The sequence below is a fragment of the Paenibacillus sp. GL_099_B genome, from assembly GCF_057835695.1.
Window position 1 is genome coordinate 4,926,961 of sequence record NZ_CM174430.1, and the last position, 16,654, is coordinate 4,943,614.

General features: G+C 43.9%; 16 protein-coding genes and 3 tRNA genes. 4 read left to right on the forward strand and 15 right to left on the reverse strand.

What is annotated here, in order from left to right; genetic code table 11:
* The first annotated feature begins 173 nt into the window (after window positions 1-173).
* Window positions 174-881: a helix-turn-helix domain-containing protein gene (locus tag AC3ITG_RS22425; RefSeq protein ID WP_413372595.1), complete on the forward strand. Its 708-nt coding sequence runs from the start codon at window positions 174-176 to the stop codon at window positions 879-881.
* Window positions 882-1,037: 156 nt separating this feature from the next.
* Here AC3ITG_RS22425 and AC3ITG_RS22430 read toward each other — a convergent pair whose 3' ends face one another.
* The 3 genes from AC3ITG_RS22430 to AC3ITG_RS22440 all read right to left on the reverse strand — a co-directional run bounded on the left by AC3ITG_RS22430 (window position 1,038) and on the right by AC3ITG_RS22440 (window position 5,015).
* Window positions 1,038-3,959 (reverse strand): insulinase family protein, encoded by a 2,922-nt coding sequence (locus AC3ITG_RS22430; RefSeq protein ID WP_489251404.1) that lies wholly within the window; start codon window positions 3,957-3,959, stop codon window positions 1,038-1,040.
* A gap of 274 nt (window positions 3,960-4,233) precedes the next feature.
* Window positions 4,234-4,319: transfer RNA gene (locus tag AC3ITG_RS22435), tRNA-Leu, on the reverse strand.
* 246 nt (window positions 4,320-4,565) lie between these two features.
* Window positions 4,566-5,015, reverse strand: coding sequence for a hypothetical protein (locus AC3ITG_RS22440; RefSeq protein WP_489251405.1), 450 nt, complete (start codon window positions 5,013-5,015; stop codon window positions 4,566-4,568).
* Window positions 5,016-5,220: 205 nt separating this feature from the next.
* Here AC3ITG_RS22440 and AC3ITG_RS22445 point away from each other — a divergent pair, with 205 nt between their 5' ends.
* Entirely contained in the window at window positions 5,221-5,457 is a 237-nt protein-coding gene (locus tag AC3ITG_RS22445) for a hypothetical protein (protein WP_413372600.1), read from the forward strand.
* A gap of 175 nt (window positions 5,458-5,632) precedes the next feature.
* On the opposite strand, the gene AC3ITG_RS22450 is transcribed toward AC3ITG_RS22445, so the two are convergent.
* Complete coding sequence (locus tag AC3ITG_RS22450; RefSeq protein WP_489251406.1) at window positions 5,633-6,115, reverse strand: NucA/NucB deoxyribonuclease domain-containing protein; 483 nt, start codon at window positions 6,113-6,115, stop codon at window positions 5,633-5,635.
* A gap of 108 nt (window positions 6,116-6,223) precedes the next feature.
* A complete protein-coding gene (locus tag AC3ITG_RS22455) occupies window positions 6,224-7,372 on the reverse strand; it encodes a sensor histidine kinase (RefSeq protein WP_489251407.1) in 1,149 nt (382 codons plus the stop codon).
* A gap of 299 nt (window positions 7,373-7,671) precedes the next feature.
* On the opposite strand from AC3ITG_RS22455, the gene AC3ITG_RS22460 reads away from it, so the two are divergent.
* Together AC3ITG_RS22460 and AC3ITG_RS22465 are read left to right on the forward strand one after the other, a co-directional pair.
* Window positions 7,672-7,860 carry a DUF6199 family natural product biosynthesis protein gene (locus tag AC3ITG_RS22460; protein WP_090901397.1) on the forward strand — a complete coding sequence of 63 codons (189 nt, stop codon included), beginning with the start codon at window positions 7,672-7,674 and terminating at the stop codon, window positions 7,858-7,860.
* 144 nt (window positions 7,861-8,004) lie between these two features.
* Window positions 8,005-9,198, forward strand: a complete 1,194-nt coding sequence (locus tag AC3ITG_RS22465) for an MFS transporter (protein ID WP_489251408.1) — start codon at window positions 8,005-8,007, stop codon at window positions 9,196-9,198.
* A gap of 80 nt (window positions 9,199-9,278) precedes the next feature.
* On the opposite strand, the gene AC3ITG_RS22470 is transcribed toward AC3ITG_RS22465, so the two are convergent.
* From AC3ITG_RS22470 to AC3ITG_RS22515, 10 genes are all read right to left on the reverse strand, one after another.
* Window positions 9,279-9,608 (reverse strand): DUF1904 family protein, encoded by a 330-nt coding sequence (locus AC3ITG_RS22470; RefSeq protein WP_063567881.1) that lies wholly within the window; start codon window positions 9,606-9,608, stop codon window positions 9,279-9,281.
* 169 nt (window positions 9,609-9,777) lie between these two features.
* Window positions 9,778-9,900 (reverse strand): sporulation protein YjcZ, encoded by a 123-nt coding sequence (locus AC3ITG_RS22475; protein WP_079696179.1) that lies wholly within the window; start codon window positions 9,898-9,900, stop codon window positions 9,778-9,780.
* Window positions 9,901-10,016: 116 nt separating this feature from the next.
* Window positions 10,017-10,691: a hypothetical protein gene (locus AC3ITG_RS22480; protein WP_489251409.1), complete on the reverse strand. Its 675-nt coding sequence runs from the start codon at window positions 10,689-10,691 to the stop codon at window positions 10,017-10,019.
* A 423-nt stretch (window positions 10,692-11,114) separates the two neighbouring features.
* On the reverse strand, window positions 11,115-12,671 hold the full coding sequence (locus AC3ITG_RS22485) for a tetratricopeptide repeat protein (RefSeq protein WP_489251410.1): 1,557 nt from the start codon (window positions 12,669-12,671) through the stop codon (window positions 11,115-11,117).
* Between the two features lie 714 nt (window positions 12,672-13,385).
* Window positions 13,386-13,583 (reverse strand): hypothetical protein, encoded by a 198-nt coding sequence (locus AC3ITG_RS22490; protein ID WP_413372610.1) that lies wholly within the window; start codon window positions 13,581-13,583, stop codon window positions 13,386-13,388.
* Window positions 13,584-13,744: 161 nt separating this feature from the next.
* Window positions 13,745-13,818 (reverse strand) — tRNA-Ile (locus AC3ITG_RS22495).
* Window positions 13,819-13,874: 56 nt separating this feature from the next.
* Window positions 13,875-13,948, reverse strand: a tRNA-Met gene (locus tag AC3ITG_RS22500).
* A 71-nt stretch (window positions 13,949-14,019) separates the two neighbouring features.
* Window positions 14,020-14,184: a hypothetical protein gene (locus AC3ITG_RS22505; RefSeq protein WP_167666091.1), complete on the reverse strand. Its 165-nt coding sequence runs from the start codon at window positions 14,182-14,184 to the stop codon at window positions 14,020-14,022.
* 132 nt (window positions 14,185-14,316) lie between these two features.
* Window positions 14,317-15,768: an ABC transporter substrate-binding protein gene (locus AC3ITG_RS22510; protein WP_489251411.1), complete on the reverse strand. Its 1,452-nt coding sequence runs from the start codon at window positions 15,766-15,768 to the stop codon at window positions 14,317-14,319.
* 21 nt (window positions 15,769-15,789) lie between these two features.
* Entirely contained in the window at window positions 15,790-16,653 is an 864-nt protein-coding gene (locus AC3ITG_RS22515; protein WP_063567873.1) for an ABC transporter ATP-binding protein, read from the reverse strand.
* Window position 16,654: the final 1 nt, after the last annotated feature.

Here is a 16,654-nt window from a genome sequence, read left to right on the forward strand (position 1 = left end):
GAAGTTACATCAAACGCAATACAATCTATTCAAAAGAAACAAATCCATCTTAATGTTTCTTCTGAATAGGTATTTTCATGAAAAAAGTGTTATATTTTTCGTATAGATTGATTTTACCAATGGGTTTCACCTTTTCTCATATTCTTAAGAAACTTAGCAGAAGGAGATCCGATATGAACACCATCAACAAAGAAGTCGGCAAGAAAATCCGTAATTTTCGCAAATGGAAAGGGTTAACGGTCCAGCAGCTGGCGGATCAGATTCACAAAAGCAAAGCTACTCTGTCCAAGTATGAGAGCGGAGATATTACACTTGATGTAGTCACGCTGCATCAAATTGCTGATTCATTGAACATTCAAGTGGAGCAGCTGCTGTATATCGAGCCCAAGCAAGCTTCTCCTCTTATGAATACGGTACCGTCCAGCTTTTTCAAAAATTCCACAAGATTTTATTCGTATTTTTATGACGGGCGAAACAATAGCCTCATCCGTTGTGTCATTGACATGATGGCACAGTCGGACGCGAATCGTTATCGAACCGTAATGTATATGAACGTCAAGAATTTTGAGAATTATCAAGAATGCGAAAATATGTATTGGGGCCACACCGAGCATTACGACACACTCACCACGCTGATTCTGAAAAATCAGGCTACACCGCTGGAGAATCTGTATATTAACATTTTAGCATCTTTTCAGGAGTCCGAGAAAAAGTGGGGATTGATGGCAGGTGTTTCCTTCCGCCCCTTTATGCCCATCGCTTTGAAAATGCTATTCTCTCGAACGCCCTTGCCTGAGAATCAGGAGTTATATAACGAGCTGAAAATTTCTAAGGAAGATCTGCGTACGTTAAAGATCTATAATATGCTCGCCGTCACCTAAACCTTCAACATAAGCTGCTGATTGATCAGATTAGATTGGAAAAGAAAAACCCGGTAACAAGAAAAGGGCGGCAGTTATAAGCTATTACAGCTCATAAAAGCGCCCTTTGGGATCAGATGTTTATTGCTTCATGCTTCGACTTGATGCATCATTCGATTAGTTCTTGATTAAATCAAGGGTTTCGTCAAATAATTGCTTCTGGTCCTCAATCTTGTTTTCATTACCGATAACACAGCGTTGCTGCTGCTCCAATATGGCGGATACCACTTCCGCAAAACCTATAATGTCACTTTCTGTTGTGCTTAGCACTTCATCCCGTTCTTTCTGAAGATCGGCTTCGGTGACATTAGACAGATAACATTCCAGAGAGAATGATCCTTCGCCATAAGGCGTTCTTGGTGTATCGAGGTCCTGGATGGCGCCAATGATATATCTCGTCATTTCCCGTGTATCTGCTTTGAAATCCTTCAGGTATTGCGGCATCTCTTCATAAACTTTGTATGTTTTTTCGAGATTCGGGTCGCGGTACGATGCTACATAGCTGTCTCCGTTACGTCTGAAACCTGACATGCAGCCGTATGCTCCGCCTTTGGCCCTGATATTGTTCCACAAGTAATCCAGAGATAGAATCCCCTGCAAGACACGGAGTGAGCCTGTGTACGAATACCCTTTATCAATAAAGTTACCTGTTTGAACAACATATTGGACTTCAGATGGTGATCTGAATCCTTCTTTGTGATGAACAGGTGTAAATGCCTCTTTTTCTTTGGCAACATCTTGGGTGAACAGCTTCGCTTTCAAATCGGATACCTGTTTCTCTAAGCCCGTATATCCCTGATCATCCGCAGTGTAACTTACCAGCAAGTTTTCTGGTCTGAAAATAAAGCTAGTCAACGATTGAAGGCTGGTCGACAGTTCTTCTTTTCTAGCCTCAAAGTTCGCCTGAAGCTCCTCAAGCCACTGGTAAAAGGCGATGCCGCTAACCGCTTCCCTGAAGTCTGCAACAGCCGAGTGTTTAGAGGTAGAACGGCCAATTCCCGCTGAATGCCCTCCGCTGATCAGATTGCGCTGCAAATTGCCTTTCAACTGAGCAATAATTTCGTATAAACGCTTCGAATCATCAAATTTGGACGTAAACACAATTTCCTTGATCATGTCAAAAGCAAATCCAAGCTTGTCATACAGCACTTTGGCGTTGAATTCATACGTAGCCTTGAAATCACGGTGCTCATGCGCGTTTGCATACGTACCGATGCCACTATGAATGCCCCCGGAATGAATGTGAATTTCATTCGACAATTCATTAAATGAGAAATTCTGAGTGTCGACGTAACCAAGCACACTTTTCAGCAATCCAACATACGGCAGCAAACGCCGTGGGACTTCCTTAATATCGAACAACAGTCTCAGATAACCGATCCCATTGGTATAGATGTTATGGTGCAGAACGGTTGTACCTTCGACCTGATTTACCGTCTGATACAGCGTCGATGCTTTCGGTTCAATATCCTCTATCGATAACGTTGGAATCACCTGTTGTTGTTCCTTGGTTGAAGGTGCATTCTGGTACTCGGCAAGAGCCTCAGTTCTCTGAATGAGTTGCTGAATCTCTTCCTGACTCAGTCCCGCCTGAACTGATTTCAGATGTGCTTTCAGCGCTTCCTCTTTGCGTGCGTTCAATCCTTTATCCGGGGTGACAGCAACGAAAGAAGTATGCGTATTTTTCAGTAAATACGTCTCAATCAACTTCTCGAAGTAACCCTCGGTCATCTTCGTTCTCAGCTCAGCAAATACGTCATTCGCTTCCAAATGAGTAAATGGAGCTTCGACATCATACAGCCAGCTTTGCAATGAGGAGAAACCATAGATTAATCCTTTGGGCATTCTTCCATAATCGGCTTCACGGTGGTTGAATTCATAGGAATTAATACCTGCGAGCAGCGCTTTTGGATCAAAGCCTTCTTTCACAACACGCTCCAGCACCTCTTTTACCGTCCCCAGAAAATCTTCTTTGCTTGCCAGATTACTCTTCTTCAATCCAACGGTGAACACAGGCTGATACAGGCTGTCATCATACGTACCATATACATCCTTCGCAATGCCCTTATCCAGCAAAGCCTGCTTCAGAACCGCTCCTGGAGCGTTAAGCAGTGCGTACAGCAAAATTTGAAACGAGATGTTTAATTCCTTGTCCAGACTTGTTCCAATGACCGCATTATAGGTCAAGAAGCTGTTATCCACTTCTGATTCGGTACTTCCGGCAGAATATGTCTTAACTGCGTCCACTCTTTGTCCGAATGCAGGCTGGAGCTGAATGGCAGAATCAATCTCGATTCGATCATACTCACTCAGATAGTTTTCATCTAACCACTGCAATTTCTCTTCCATATCCATATCCCCATACAAATAAATGAAGCTGTTGGACGGATGATAGTATCTGGAGTGGAAATCCAGCAAGCCTTGATAGGTCAGATCGGGAATTGCATCGGGAAATCCGCCTGATTCACAAGAATATGTATTATCCGGGAAAAGTGAATTCAGGACTTCTCTGCGCACAATCCGTTCCGGTGAAGAAAATGCGCCCTTCATCTCGTTATATACAACACCGTTATAAGTTAACTCATCTTCAGCTGAGGTCAGGTTGTAATTCCAACCCTCCTGCAGAAATATTTTTTCATTATCATAAATATTCGTGTGGAGTACCGCATCCAAATAAATATCCATCAGGTTATGGAAGTCATGATCATTCCGACTTGCAATTGGATAGATCGTTTTATCGGGATATGTCATCGCATTCAGAAATGTATTAAGAGAACCCTTCAGCAATTCAACAAAGGAATCCTTGGCCGGAAATTTCTTGGAGCCACACAGTACGGAATGTTCCAGAATGTGAGCTACACCTGTATTGTCTTCCGGAGGAGTACGGAAACCGATACTGAACACTTTATTATCATCCTGATTAGATAAGAGTACAATTTTGGCTCCGGATTTCTGATGTTCCAGGAGATACGCATCTGACTTCAACTCTTCGATTCTGCGTTCCTGCAGCACCTTATAGGGCTTAAGCTGTTTCAACATGGGTCGAGTCCTCCGTCCATAAAATTGTTTATTTTGTTATGCAACCTTGATTTCTTCAAGTTCAAAGATAAAGGTAATTTATGCCTACGGATAGTATACACCATCGATCCTGGTAATTCATAATGGGCAGCCCCACAGGCGTCATCTGATATGTATTATCATTTTTTAATGTTTATGAACCTGAATGGCACGGCAAAGAATAACAAAATTTTCAAACAAAAAAAGATCGCATGAACAACTTGTTTAACAAGCGTCATGCGATCTTTTCTTAGGATGCCGAGGACCGGGATCGAACCGGTACGGTAGTCACCTACCGCAGGATTTTAAGTCCTGTGCGTCTGCCAATTCCGCCACCCCGGCATATGTATGTATTGCTTCATCACTTCAGGCGACAAGAAATATCTTACCATAAAACTTATCACTTTGCAACACCTTATTATAAAATAATCCAAAAAAATGAAACAGGCACTGCCAGCGTTAGCGAGCAGTGCCTAGAAAGTTCGAGTTGCGGTCCCGAACTTTCTTTAAACCATCTATATTAAGGGAGGTGTGAAATAAGAATACCTCCCCAACATTAAAAAAACCTAAAATCAGGCTTAAATTAAACTAAAAAAGAAGAATAGGTGCAATTCGGGCCGCCTCTTCCTCGCTGCATTCCACAACCACCAAGATATGCCCCTGCACCAGCCAATCTTCATAATAATTAGCATCTTCTTCGGAGACCCCTGCTTCTGTCAAGGTAAGCACCAGATCATCCGTGTCATTTCCAATCTCGTTGCCTGCGAGTTTACGTACCGCTTTTCCGATGGACATCGTCTGATCCATCCGCTTGCCCAGACCAGCAAGCACCCCTTTAAGCACGCCTAGTGCACCGTCTGTTCCTGCGCCCTTCAGAGGCATAGGCAAACCAGTCTTCTCGCTTACCATTTCGAGATTAACCTGTTCTTTGGCTACCGCACCCAAATATTTATCTGCTATACCTTCCTCTTTCAATTTATTTAGCATGATAATGGCTTCATTCTCCGTGCCCACGAGTCCGATCAGCAATTGTGTCATTTATTCCCCCTCCTTTTACCCTTATATAACCCTTGTTGCTTCTTCAAAAACGGATCACATGTAATAAGTCCTTTCACCTATGTAAAATTTAATTTCTGATCTGGAAATCTATACCTAGTTCTGATAGACTAGATAAAGAAGACAAATTAACCATTGAAATTATTGACATATCGAATTACTATTCCATAACCAGGAGCAATGACATATGAAAAAAGAGGTAGAAATTGCCATTCGACGCAAACAACAAATCATCGTTCGTAATACAAGTGGACAAACGGTAGCTGGATTTCCGGAACGTACAGCCGATGCTTCCATTCTTTCCTTACGGACAGTCCATGGAAGCCTGTGGATTCCATTCGACGAAGTGGAACAAGTCACACGTCTGTTAAGCATTCGCTCTCATCATTTAAGTGGAATGCAGTTGTGTACGGCTGATCTGTAAACAGGGAACAAGTACTTCATGTATTTATACGTGAACTAGACGTGTTTATTTCGTCCTTCATAAAATAAACCAGACGCTTCGACGTCTGGTTTTATTTTTGCCTTTTACGCTATGCCACAATTTTTCAAAGCCAAGGCATTTCTGCATCAATTACTTTCTCATTCATAGTCCGTCGTTATTTCACCACAAACTTTACTCGTGTTCCATCCGGATATGTACTTAGTTGGTTTCCCACCCATGAGCCTGCACCACGATTATCTTTGGGACTAATATATTGGATATCCGCACCCGCACCGCCTTCCGCACACATCGCCATTGGCCATTCATCCCGGTCTTTCCCCTTTTTGACTGGAACACCTTTGAGGGACAAATCCCGATTACCTTCAGCTCCACTGCGATCAATGGTGCATACATCCGAATGTCCTGCCTTGATTGCCTTCTTGATATGATTGGCCGTTTCGGGATAGCGCTCGGCTGGGAATGTAATAGTATGATCTACGCCCCCCTTGCTTCCCCCAAATTGGGACGGTATATCCAGAGACCATTCTCCCCCAACCCATGCATAGAGAGCTACCATTAACATTGCCACCAGCGTCAATATCTGCTTTTTAAATCGTTGCTTGCCCTTGCTCTTTCTACTTCTGCGTCTTTTACTCATGCTGTTTCTCCCCCATTCAACACTTGCATTATACCAGAACGCCAGTTCGCTAAACAATATAAAAAAACATAAAAAAACAGCCGACATTTCCCGGCTGTTCTGCATAGACTACCCCACGTTAGGAATCGCCTGTTGTCGAAGTAAAGGCAAGGTAACCTGAAACTTCGTTCCTTTTCCCTCGATACTCTCCACCGAAATTTGACCATTCATCAATTCGAGCAACTCTTTGCAGATGGTGAGTCCAAGTCCGCTGCCGCCAAATTTGCGTGCGTGGGAGACGTCCGTCTGCGTGAATGCTTCAAACAATTGATTGATTTTATTATCTGGAATGCCAATTCCCGTGTCGTGTACAGTGAATACAAGGATAACGGTATTCCCTCGCTGCTCCTGAATATCCATCTGTAATTGCACTTCACCTTGTTCCGTGAATTTAATAGCGTTGCTGAGCAGGTTATCCAGCACTTGTCGGAGACGCAGAGGATCTCCCGTGAGTACATCAGGAGTAGCCAGATCCGCATGACAGAGCAAGCGAATTTGTTTATTCTGCGCCGCGAGTTCATGTGTCTTAATAATCTGTTGAATCAGCTTCAACGGCTGAAACTCAATTTGCTCCACTCTCATTTTCCCTCTGCCCAGCTTGGCCATATCAAGACTATTGTTGACAATATTCAGAAGAGCTTCCCCTGACTGGCGCGCAAGCTCCAAGTACTCTTTCTGCTCCTCACTGTTGTCACCCATGCCGACAAGTTCGATCATGCCCATAATCCCGTTCAGCGGAGTGCGAAGTTCATGGTTCAGCTTCCCAATGAACTCCAGCTCTCCCCTACTGTTCATTTCTGTTAGCGAAGCTGCCATCCGCAACTGCTGCTCACCATATTTCCGCTCCGAAATATCGTATTGAATCCCTACAAAAAACAGACATTCCCCTGAATCATCGAAAATAGGATCGATATTCAGTTCATTCCAGAATTTCTGTCCATGCTTCGTATAGTTCAGAATCTCTGTCTTGATCGACTGCTGCTTCTTCAACGCTTCGCGAATTTTCTGTACGGTTTCCGGGTCCGTATCCGGCCCTTGCAGGAACCGACAATTCTGTCCCATCGACTCTTCTGCACTATATCCGGTTAATTGAGTGAAATATTCATTTACATACATTAGCGGAAAATCAGGCAAGGTGGCATCAACTACGGTCACGGAAGATTTAATTTTAGAGATAATAAATTCCCATTGTATAGCGAGTTGATTGTATTTAGTCATGCTTCCTCCTTCATCTCACCAAACTTTGATGTATTCATACTCCTAATGAAGCTATCCATAACCCGATGGTATGTGATTATATAAAAACAATATAATTAATTGTAACATAGTTATTCAAGTCATGTGTTCCTTGGGTAATATCTGATAAATACATTCACAAAAACTTATCTTGTCATCAGGAGGATCACTCATGAAATTTTTATTAATCGTCATTATTATTATTTTGCTTGTTTTCTTCTTCTCCAGACGTAAACGTTAATTTTGAGCCGGTCATGTAAAATGAGGAAGGAAGATCGGGTATGAGAACCCTCTTTTTTATATTCATGACACTTTGTATCATTAATTTGTGCTTCCCGAAATTTGGCTGGTACTTGCGTTATGGCTGGATTTCCCGGGGAGAGGCTGAGCCCAGCAGACCTTATATGGCGATGACCAGAATGACCAGTCTGTTGATGCTGCTTATCGCTTTTTCGCTCGTTGTGGCTTGAATTATAGAAACCAGAAAGTCAGCTGTCCCTTGGGACAGCTGCTTTTTTGCTGCTTCAATGACGGGAAAATGACAACTTTGTTTGTGGTGCGTTTGCAACGATACCCGTAATATATAATTATCGTTGTGGAAAGGACACCTTAGCATGAACATCGCATTTTATCCATATTGGGCTGCCAAAACGCTGCTTTCTCTCATTAATGTTATATATATCATGGTTATTACGACGTTTATTTACGGTCAGACCGGGTCTGTCCTTTACGCTGCGCTGTTTCCATTCATTCATATGTCAGCGCGTATCGTCGCAGGCTTTACTGCACCATTGCTTGTGAACCGTTTCGCATTCTCCAGGCTGATTATTAGCATTCCTTTTGCCAAAACATTGATGATTACCGGAATCGCCATCGCATTTACCGATCTCACTGCTCACATTCCTCTTCTGCTTGTGGGAATAGCGATCCTCTCGTTCCTGGACGGATGGGAATCTCCATTAATAAACACATTAACTCCACGATTGGTTCAAGGAGAAGATCTGGTGAAGGCGAATAGTTTTCTCTCATTCTCTACTCAGACCATGACAATCATTGGATATGCGATGACAGGTTTCATCGTTATGCAATGGGGTGCTTCACAGACATTCTGGGCGGCTACAAGCTTATCCTGGGCTGTCCTGCTTCTAATGATTACGATCAGCTCACTTACCCGCGAAATGGAGGAAAAAGTCGAGAAATCCACTTCCAGATGGGATGTACTAAGGGAAGGTTGGCTTATCCTTTGGGAAAATCGGTCGTTGCGCCTGATAACGTTCATGGATCTGGTTGAAGGTCTTGCTGGCTCCATCTGGATCGGCGCTATCACGCTTGCTTTTGTGAAAGAAACTTTGGGCCAAGAGGAAGGTTGGTGGGGACTTATCAACTCCAGCTATTCTGCCGGCACCATTCTTGGGGGAATTCTAGCCATCGCTCTGGCCACTCGCATACAGAAGCACTTGATCTCCAGTATGGCAATAAGTTCTCTTCTCTTCAGCTTGCTGACCATCGCATACGGTTTAAACAGCCTCCCTTGGCTTGCTCTGGTATTGTGTATGCTTATGGGTCCTGCTTATCAGATCCGCGATATTGCTCAGCAAACGGCTTTTCAGAGCAGCGTGCCCATCGAATCCCTGTCCAAGGTATACGCAGCACATGGAATTATTCTCTCAGCTGCCATGAGCATATCTACGGTAATCTTCGGTCTGATTGCTGATCAAATGGGGGTTCGGCCGGTATATTTGATTGGCGGTGCCTTATTCATCATATCCTCCCTGTGCTCTTTCCGGTTAAATCGAATCAAAGAGTAAAATGATTGAATCAAAAAAGACGAGCACACATCTGCTCGTCTCCGCTGTTTCCGAACATCATCGGTGCAGCCATTTTATTCTCAATCTAATCGGTAATCTGTCAACGGCTTGCCTTGTTTATAATACAGCGCTGGTGACAGTATATTGAAGAAAATATGCACATCAGGCAAATCCGCTTCTTCCAAAATAACCTGCATTGAGGAAGCAATCCGATTATGAATCTCCTGATCACGTTGGAACATCAGGATCTCTACTGAAGCCGGAGAAGGAGTAAGGGCTTGTACGTCATGACGTTCTGCCTTCATTCTCTCCCGCGGAATATTGGTAATCAACGCAAATTGCTCCGTGATGCGGGGTACAACTTCCTCCAGTTGGGGTCCTGTGAATCCTTTAAAACGAATAAACGGCATTGCTATCCCTTCAATCTCTTTTATTAGTCTCTTATGTGATTTTAAGTACATTGTTTTCGGTTGTCAAATCTCTTTCATCATATCATTCTTTTATAGAAACGCAGAAAAGCCCCGCTGAAGTCTCAGCGGAGCATACATGTAACCAGGTCTAACCTTGTTCTACAGTGGCTTACAGCCAGAAAGATTTAGTGATGATTACGAGCAGGATGAAGAGTACGAGAATTGCGCTTGTGGAAGTCCATCCGCCAAATCCACCAACATTGCCGCCACAACCGTATCCAACTTCACTCATTTGATTGGCCTCCTTTGAATTTCAAGGTATGCCATAATATATGTCGATTCTAACATGAATGACCGGGCTATACGGCAAGCTAACGGGCCCAATCATTGTGTATTCTGTCAGTTGAATTATGCCGAAGGAATGACTTGGATGTTCACATCATTTCCTGGTACTCCACGATGGAGGTCTGCTGTATTTTGCTTGTCCAAGACAATCAAACGAGTACGCGTATCGTTTCTGGACGCCAAGACCACTCGCCCATCCGGGGCAATACAATAGGCGATTGGAATTGAAATTTCACTGTCACGATACGAACCGTCCGCATGGCTGGTCCCCATAACAATGCATTGATTTTGTATCGCCATCTGCCGTGCTTCTTCAATCCACTCTGTATACTGCTCTTCACTGAACATCCCCACACCTATGGAATGCATAATCATATCCACTGTGCCAATACTCTCGTTGCGAAAACCTTGCAGCACCAGCTCGTCACATAACAAGGTGCTTATGGTCCAACCCTGTTCCTTAACTACCTCAGCAGCGGTATACTTCGCTTTCTCCAATACAGTCTCTCCGGCCTTGTTAATGATGATCGAACGGTCCTTGGGACGTTCATACAACCTGCGATGACCTGACACAATCATCGTTCCATATACAGCCGCCAGACGGCCAGCCTCTTCCACGTTCTGATTCAGATAGCCTTCAGGAAAGAACAACACATCCGCTTCTGGATGTTGTTTCAATTCCGCTTCCAGCTGCAGCAATTGTTGTTCCAACCTGGGTTGTCCAATAATAATCTTCAACGTTTATCCTCCCTTCATGAATAAAAGCCGGTTCATACCTGTATTCAGGTACGAAACCGGCTTAAAGGTTGTACAGGCAGGATTCCTGCTCATTACACTTCGCTTCAAGAGTAATTGTCTTTGGAATATCGCTCCGTCTAACAATTACTTTTACAGTTTAAATGATATGTAGTTAGGAATTTCTGTGTTCAATTCTATCATAAATCTCCTGCCCGTTATAACCTCGATCTGTAGCTATATCTTTCGCAAAAGTACCATATCACCAGTCGCAGCTGAATTCGCGCCCAGCGCTCCCACAACCACCGCAAGTGGATAAAGCAAAATGGTCAGAACCTTCTTCATGTACTCATCTCCTCTTCCGTATACAGGAAATTTTTGTGTGATCATCCTAATAATACGATGAAGAGAAGTAAGTTTCAATCTTTATAGACACTCGAAGCTATTCAGCAAATCTATTGCTTCCTCATGATCAGGTTCCAAAGCCAGTACTTTCCGCGTGTAAGCCAGCGTTTCTTCTTCCAGTTCAAGTTCATAACAACACACAGCCAAGTCGTACAGCACAGCTGAGTTCTGTTTTCTCCAATCAGCATCTAACGACAGCTCCAGAAATCGCTTGGCGTCCTCATACATATACATCCCATATAACAGCTGACCTACAAGAAACGCCACATCTCCTAGCCGCTCCATTACATAATATGAAGACCACATGATGTGGATTCCAGACTGAATATCAAGCATTTCCTCATCGCTTGCATCCGGTAGAAGGTTCGAAATCCGGTTGGCACTAAGAATCAAAAACTCAGCATCATATCCACCCAGACGCCAGAACGGTATAATTTGCTTCAGTTCCATCCGCTCTACCTGATGATCCATCCATTCTTTCATACTAAAGAAATCATCGGGTCCAAAACGTTCAACAAATCGGTGATACGCAAGTCGAGTGTTTATGTACCCCAGTGGTTCGTCCACCATCAACATACATCCAACGTTCAGGTCTTTATAATGATGTGTTGTGAAACGAGTGTGGGCTCCTTGCTGTTCCAATACATATTGAATGGCATGATAATTTGCCGTTAAAGAAAAACTTCCATGAAGTACGAATTCAGGAGGCTCGGCAAACTTCCAGTTGTCCAGCCGATGGTCCCCTTTATCCGCAGTAATTAACACATATCCTGAATCTGATAACTTGTTCAATCGTTCGAGACAGGACAAACCGACTGCCGGGAACATAATGTGCGAATCCTCCAACTCTTCCTTGTACAGAGCGATAAGCTCTTGATACGGATAGTCCTCTGCACTGTACTCAGGTGCACGGCGGTATTCATAACTCAGTATCATGTTTTGCAGCAACTCGGCAGGCTCCGAATGAAGAGGAGATTTTGGAGATTGGACGAGTACGTCACACTCATATATCTCACCCTCACCGACATAAATTAATTCCTGTGGAATGCTGTCAAAAAAGTAATTGGCAATCAACAGCAAAGGTTGCTTCAGATCGCCTGGTCGAATAACTGTATCCGCCACTACCAGATTCAACTCGGTGTCCTGTATCGCGTCAAAACGTGCGAAATCCAGTATTCCTTGGTCAATAAAGGATTGCATGGACGGATGCTCTCTCCAGCCCAATACATTATCTTCGACCAGATCGGTCATTACATATCGAAAAGCTGGCAGCTCCACGCCTGCAAAATCTTTCAACTCTGTCAGTTTGAACAGAATTTGGTGCGCCAAGCGGCCTACGCCCGCTCCAAGTTCCAGAATGGTCACTGTCTCGGCCGTCTTTCCTTTGCTGGCGAGATCTTGAAGAAAACCAAAAATCATCTCGGCATACGCCATTGCAATCATGGGGTTACTCGTAATATATTGCGGAACCTGATTCTCGGTCCAAGCGTGCAGCCCTTTCTGTTCATAATATGCCCGCTGCCAGTCCCATACCGGAGCTTCACTGAAGCGGAATCGTTGTCCTTCGTTTTGCATCATTGGTTGAAAACCTGCTTTCCATTCATAATTTCATCGACTTCTCGGACTTTCAATTCCATGCTCTCATAGACCGTTCCCTTAATCTCTAACGCATTATATCATAAACGATGCCTGAGCAAATGAAGGCGCTCAACGTTAGTCCGAATATACCGCTCCATCAAAGTTCTCCTACACGGATCGTACCGAGCAAGTTAGAGCGCTGATAAATGCAGTGTACGTCATCTGAGTTGTTATTGATGGATTGAAACCATTCGCATAGAACGTAATAACCTAAGGAGCCAGAATGCTCAAGCTGAGCGTAGACGTCGCAGAATAGATAATGGATCCGTTGCCAAGGTTCCTCTGACAATTGTTATCGTTACACCTACGAGGGCTAATGGAAGCTACACTGAAACACTTCCTTTGAATTGAACCAGTGGGTTTGCTCCTGGCGGTTTGCAGGCCAATCTGACCAAACAGTTGAGGTGTATTGATTACGAGGAACGGGATAGCAATAGAGTTGGCCAAACTCGCATCAAGAAACTCATGGAATCTACCTACTATTAATAGGGATATGATAGTATATCTGAGATTTGAGATATGGCACAGACAGACAATGATTTTTGGAAAAAGGGCATATGAAAAGGACACTGCCCGTATTGCTACGGCAGTGCCTCTCTCGTTTAGCTTGCAAATTTGCAATTAAATATTGAATATTCTTCTTTTTAGAATGGCTTAATCGAGGTTATGTTCGTTTTTCTCCATTCTCTCTTTTAATAATCGAATCTCTTGCTTCAAACCTGAGATTTCCTCCCTTAAACCAGATCTTTTTATTGCCATTGAGAACACAGCATATAAAATCAGACCTACCAAACCAATGAAAATAAATATAGTTAAAATCCCTACAAAACCCACAGCACTAGCACCATTCATAACTTTAAATTGTCACCCTTCCCTCATGTTTTTTTATTATAATAACATAATATTAGCAATTATTGGAATTATTATAAATAACATAATCCTTACTCCTCTATCTACATTGCATATGTATGAAGACAGAAAAAAACCCTTGCTATGCAAGGGTTTTGAGAGAATGGGCCCTACAGGACTCGAACCTGTGACCAATCGGTTATGAGCCGACCGCTCTAACCAACTGAGCTAAGGGCCCTGAACAAAAGTGTATAACGTTCAGATGATGGCTGTGAATCATCCAGTAAAACTAAATTGCGGGGGCAGGATTTGAACCTGCGGCCTTCGGGTTATGAGCCCGACGAGCTACCGGGCTGCTCCACCCCGCGTCAGTAAGAAATATTAAAACAGCGACTTAATTAATATACACCATCCCTACCCCATATGTCAAGGGGTAATGTTAGGGAATGAAGCGAACGCCATACCGCCCCTTTTTTGAACGATATACTTCCACTTCTGCTGGCTCGTTATGACCGTAAATCCAACCATCCTGCTCCATCCGTTTTGCAAGACACCCTGCCTGAAATTTGGTTGCATACAATTTGCTGAAATATACCCAGTGCATTCCACTCGTCCTTTCTTGAAGTCATCATTTATCCCTGCTTTTGTAGAATACCCCAATTCCATAAAAATAGCCGCCGAAGATATAAATCTCCAGCGGCTACATCTATGATTTTATTACAAGATCATCTAACTTTTATTGAAACGTGGCTTTAGGGTTCTTTTTCAACTTCTCTAACATCTCGTTCCCTTTGGCTGCCCATTCACCAAGCGCTTCTTTTGGTGTTTTTTTGTTTTCAAGCACTTGATTGAAGAATTCCATGCCCTTATCATTTACTTGCCACAGATTCGGCATTTTTTGATACATTTTATCCAGGTTCGTATTGGTCGGAGGTACAGGTTTCAAAGTATAGAATGCCTGAATGTTGTAATCCAAACCATCCTTCGGTTTAATGAAGCTCTTCCGAGAAACCATCTCATAACTGCTGCGCGCTTTGATCTTCGCCCAATCTTCACTGTTCATATACTTGATCAATTCCCATGCATCATCAGGGTTCTGAGCTGAACTATTAATGGCCATGAGGTTACTAAGATAAATATTGCCTCCGATTTCAGGAGCCTCCGGATGAACCGGAGGTGTCACAACATCCCAGTCTACCTTCGTAAAGTCTTTCATTTTATCCGCATTTTTATTGGCATCGATCAATTGATTAATGTAACTGTAATCTCCGATTACCATCGCTGTTTTGCCATTCAGGAACATATCATTCTGAAGCGGATTATAACGTCCACTGTCATCCTGATCCTGCGGTTCGTCTCCTTTAGGGATGACTTTATCTAGGGCAAGCTTACTAATAGTACTCCATACTTTCTCCCATTGGGGAGAATCTACGGTCATTTTCTCTGCTTTGTCATCAAAAATTTTCAGCTGCAGAGCGTTATAATACTGCTGCATCGAATAGTAGGAAGAACCACCTTGGTAGGTGCTGAAAGAAAAACCAAACACGTGATCTTTGCCCTCACCTTTTGTAAGCCGCGTTCCAAGGTTGAAAATATCGTCCCAGGTCATATTGTCTGTTGGAGGCTCCACGCCTGCTTTCTCAAACATGCCTTTGTTATAAAACAAAGCAGAAGAGGAGAACGTTGGTGTCAATGCGTAGATGCTCTGATCTCCCAAATCCTTGATTCCTTCGAGAACACTTGGCACAATATCCGTAGTATCAAACTTATCTTCCTGCATCAGTGGGTCCAGTTGTTTCACCATGTTTTCCTGAATTAACGACTTGACTGTCGCCGTATCCGCCACGATGACGTCTACCGGGTTATCCCCTGTCATAATCTTCTTCAAGCTTTCCATCGTATCCGGAATGTCCTGCTGTTCTTCCTGGTTACCATACCCATACATGCTGCCCTGATCTACCGCAGGTACAACTTCAATCGTTATATTTGGATGTGTCAATTCAAAAGCATCGGTAAACTGCTGACGGAAATAACTGTCATCCTGTCCCCCCCATAACGTCGCTACACGCAGTACACGCTGCTCGTTATCCTTGGACTCACTCGCTGTACAACCCGCAAGCAGCGGCAAAGCCAGACTGGCTGTAGCCAGCACGGCTAGCACCCGTTTTCCCCAAAACCTGTTCTTCATCTCCCAATTCCCCCTCTAAAATTATCTTGGCGGTGTAATGACAATACGTTCACCGTCAAATTCCAATGTGGCACGATTATCAATGGACAGCGCCTCCAGATACTCCTTGGGCACCTGAAGTCGTCCCGCACGGTCAATAATGACAAAAGCTTCATGAATATCCGGGGCTCCTGCCTCCGATAAGCCATGTTCGTCATCCAGATTCGGATTGCGTTTCACAAACTCGGTGCTGGTCAAGCCGTCCCGAATCGCCACGATCCGGTCCACCTTACCAGCGAGGGTTAGATCATGAGTAACAATCACAATCGTGACCCCGAGCTCCTTGTTCATTTTGCGAAAAATGCCCATGATGGTATCACATGTCTCTGAATCCACCGAACCTGTTGGCTCATCGGCAAGCAGCAGCTTGGGGCGATTCGATAGCGAGATGGCAATCGCCACCCGCTGCTGCTCACCACCGGATAATTGATGCAGCTTGTTGTGCATGCGATCCTTCAGTCCAACCCACTCCAGCAGCTGCATGGCATAGGCGCGATCGCGCTTGCCTCCCAAAATCATGGGCGTTTCCACGTTTTCCAGTGCTGTAAGGTATGGCAGCAGGTTACGGCCGTTATTTTGCCAAATGAACCCTACGGTATGACGTTTGTACTCCACCAATTGGGCGTCTGTCATTTTCAGCAAATCCCAATCCCCGACAACGGCTGTACCGGCTGTTGGACGATCAAGTCCACCCAGAATGTTGAGCAATGTGGATTTACCACTACCACTGTTACCGATAATGGCCATCATTTCACCTTGATTGACAGTCAGATTGAGACCTTGAAGGGCAACGACTTCCACATCGCTAGATTTAAAAATTTTGACAAGTCCTTCGCATTGGATCACG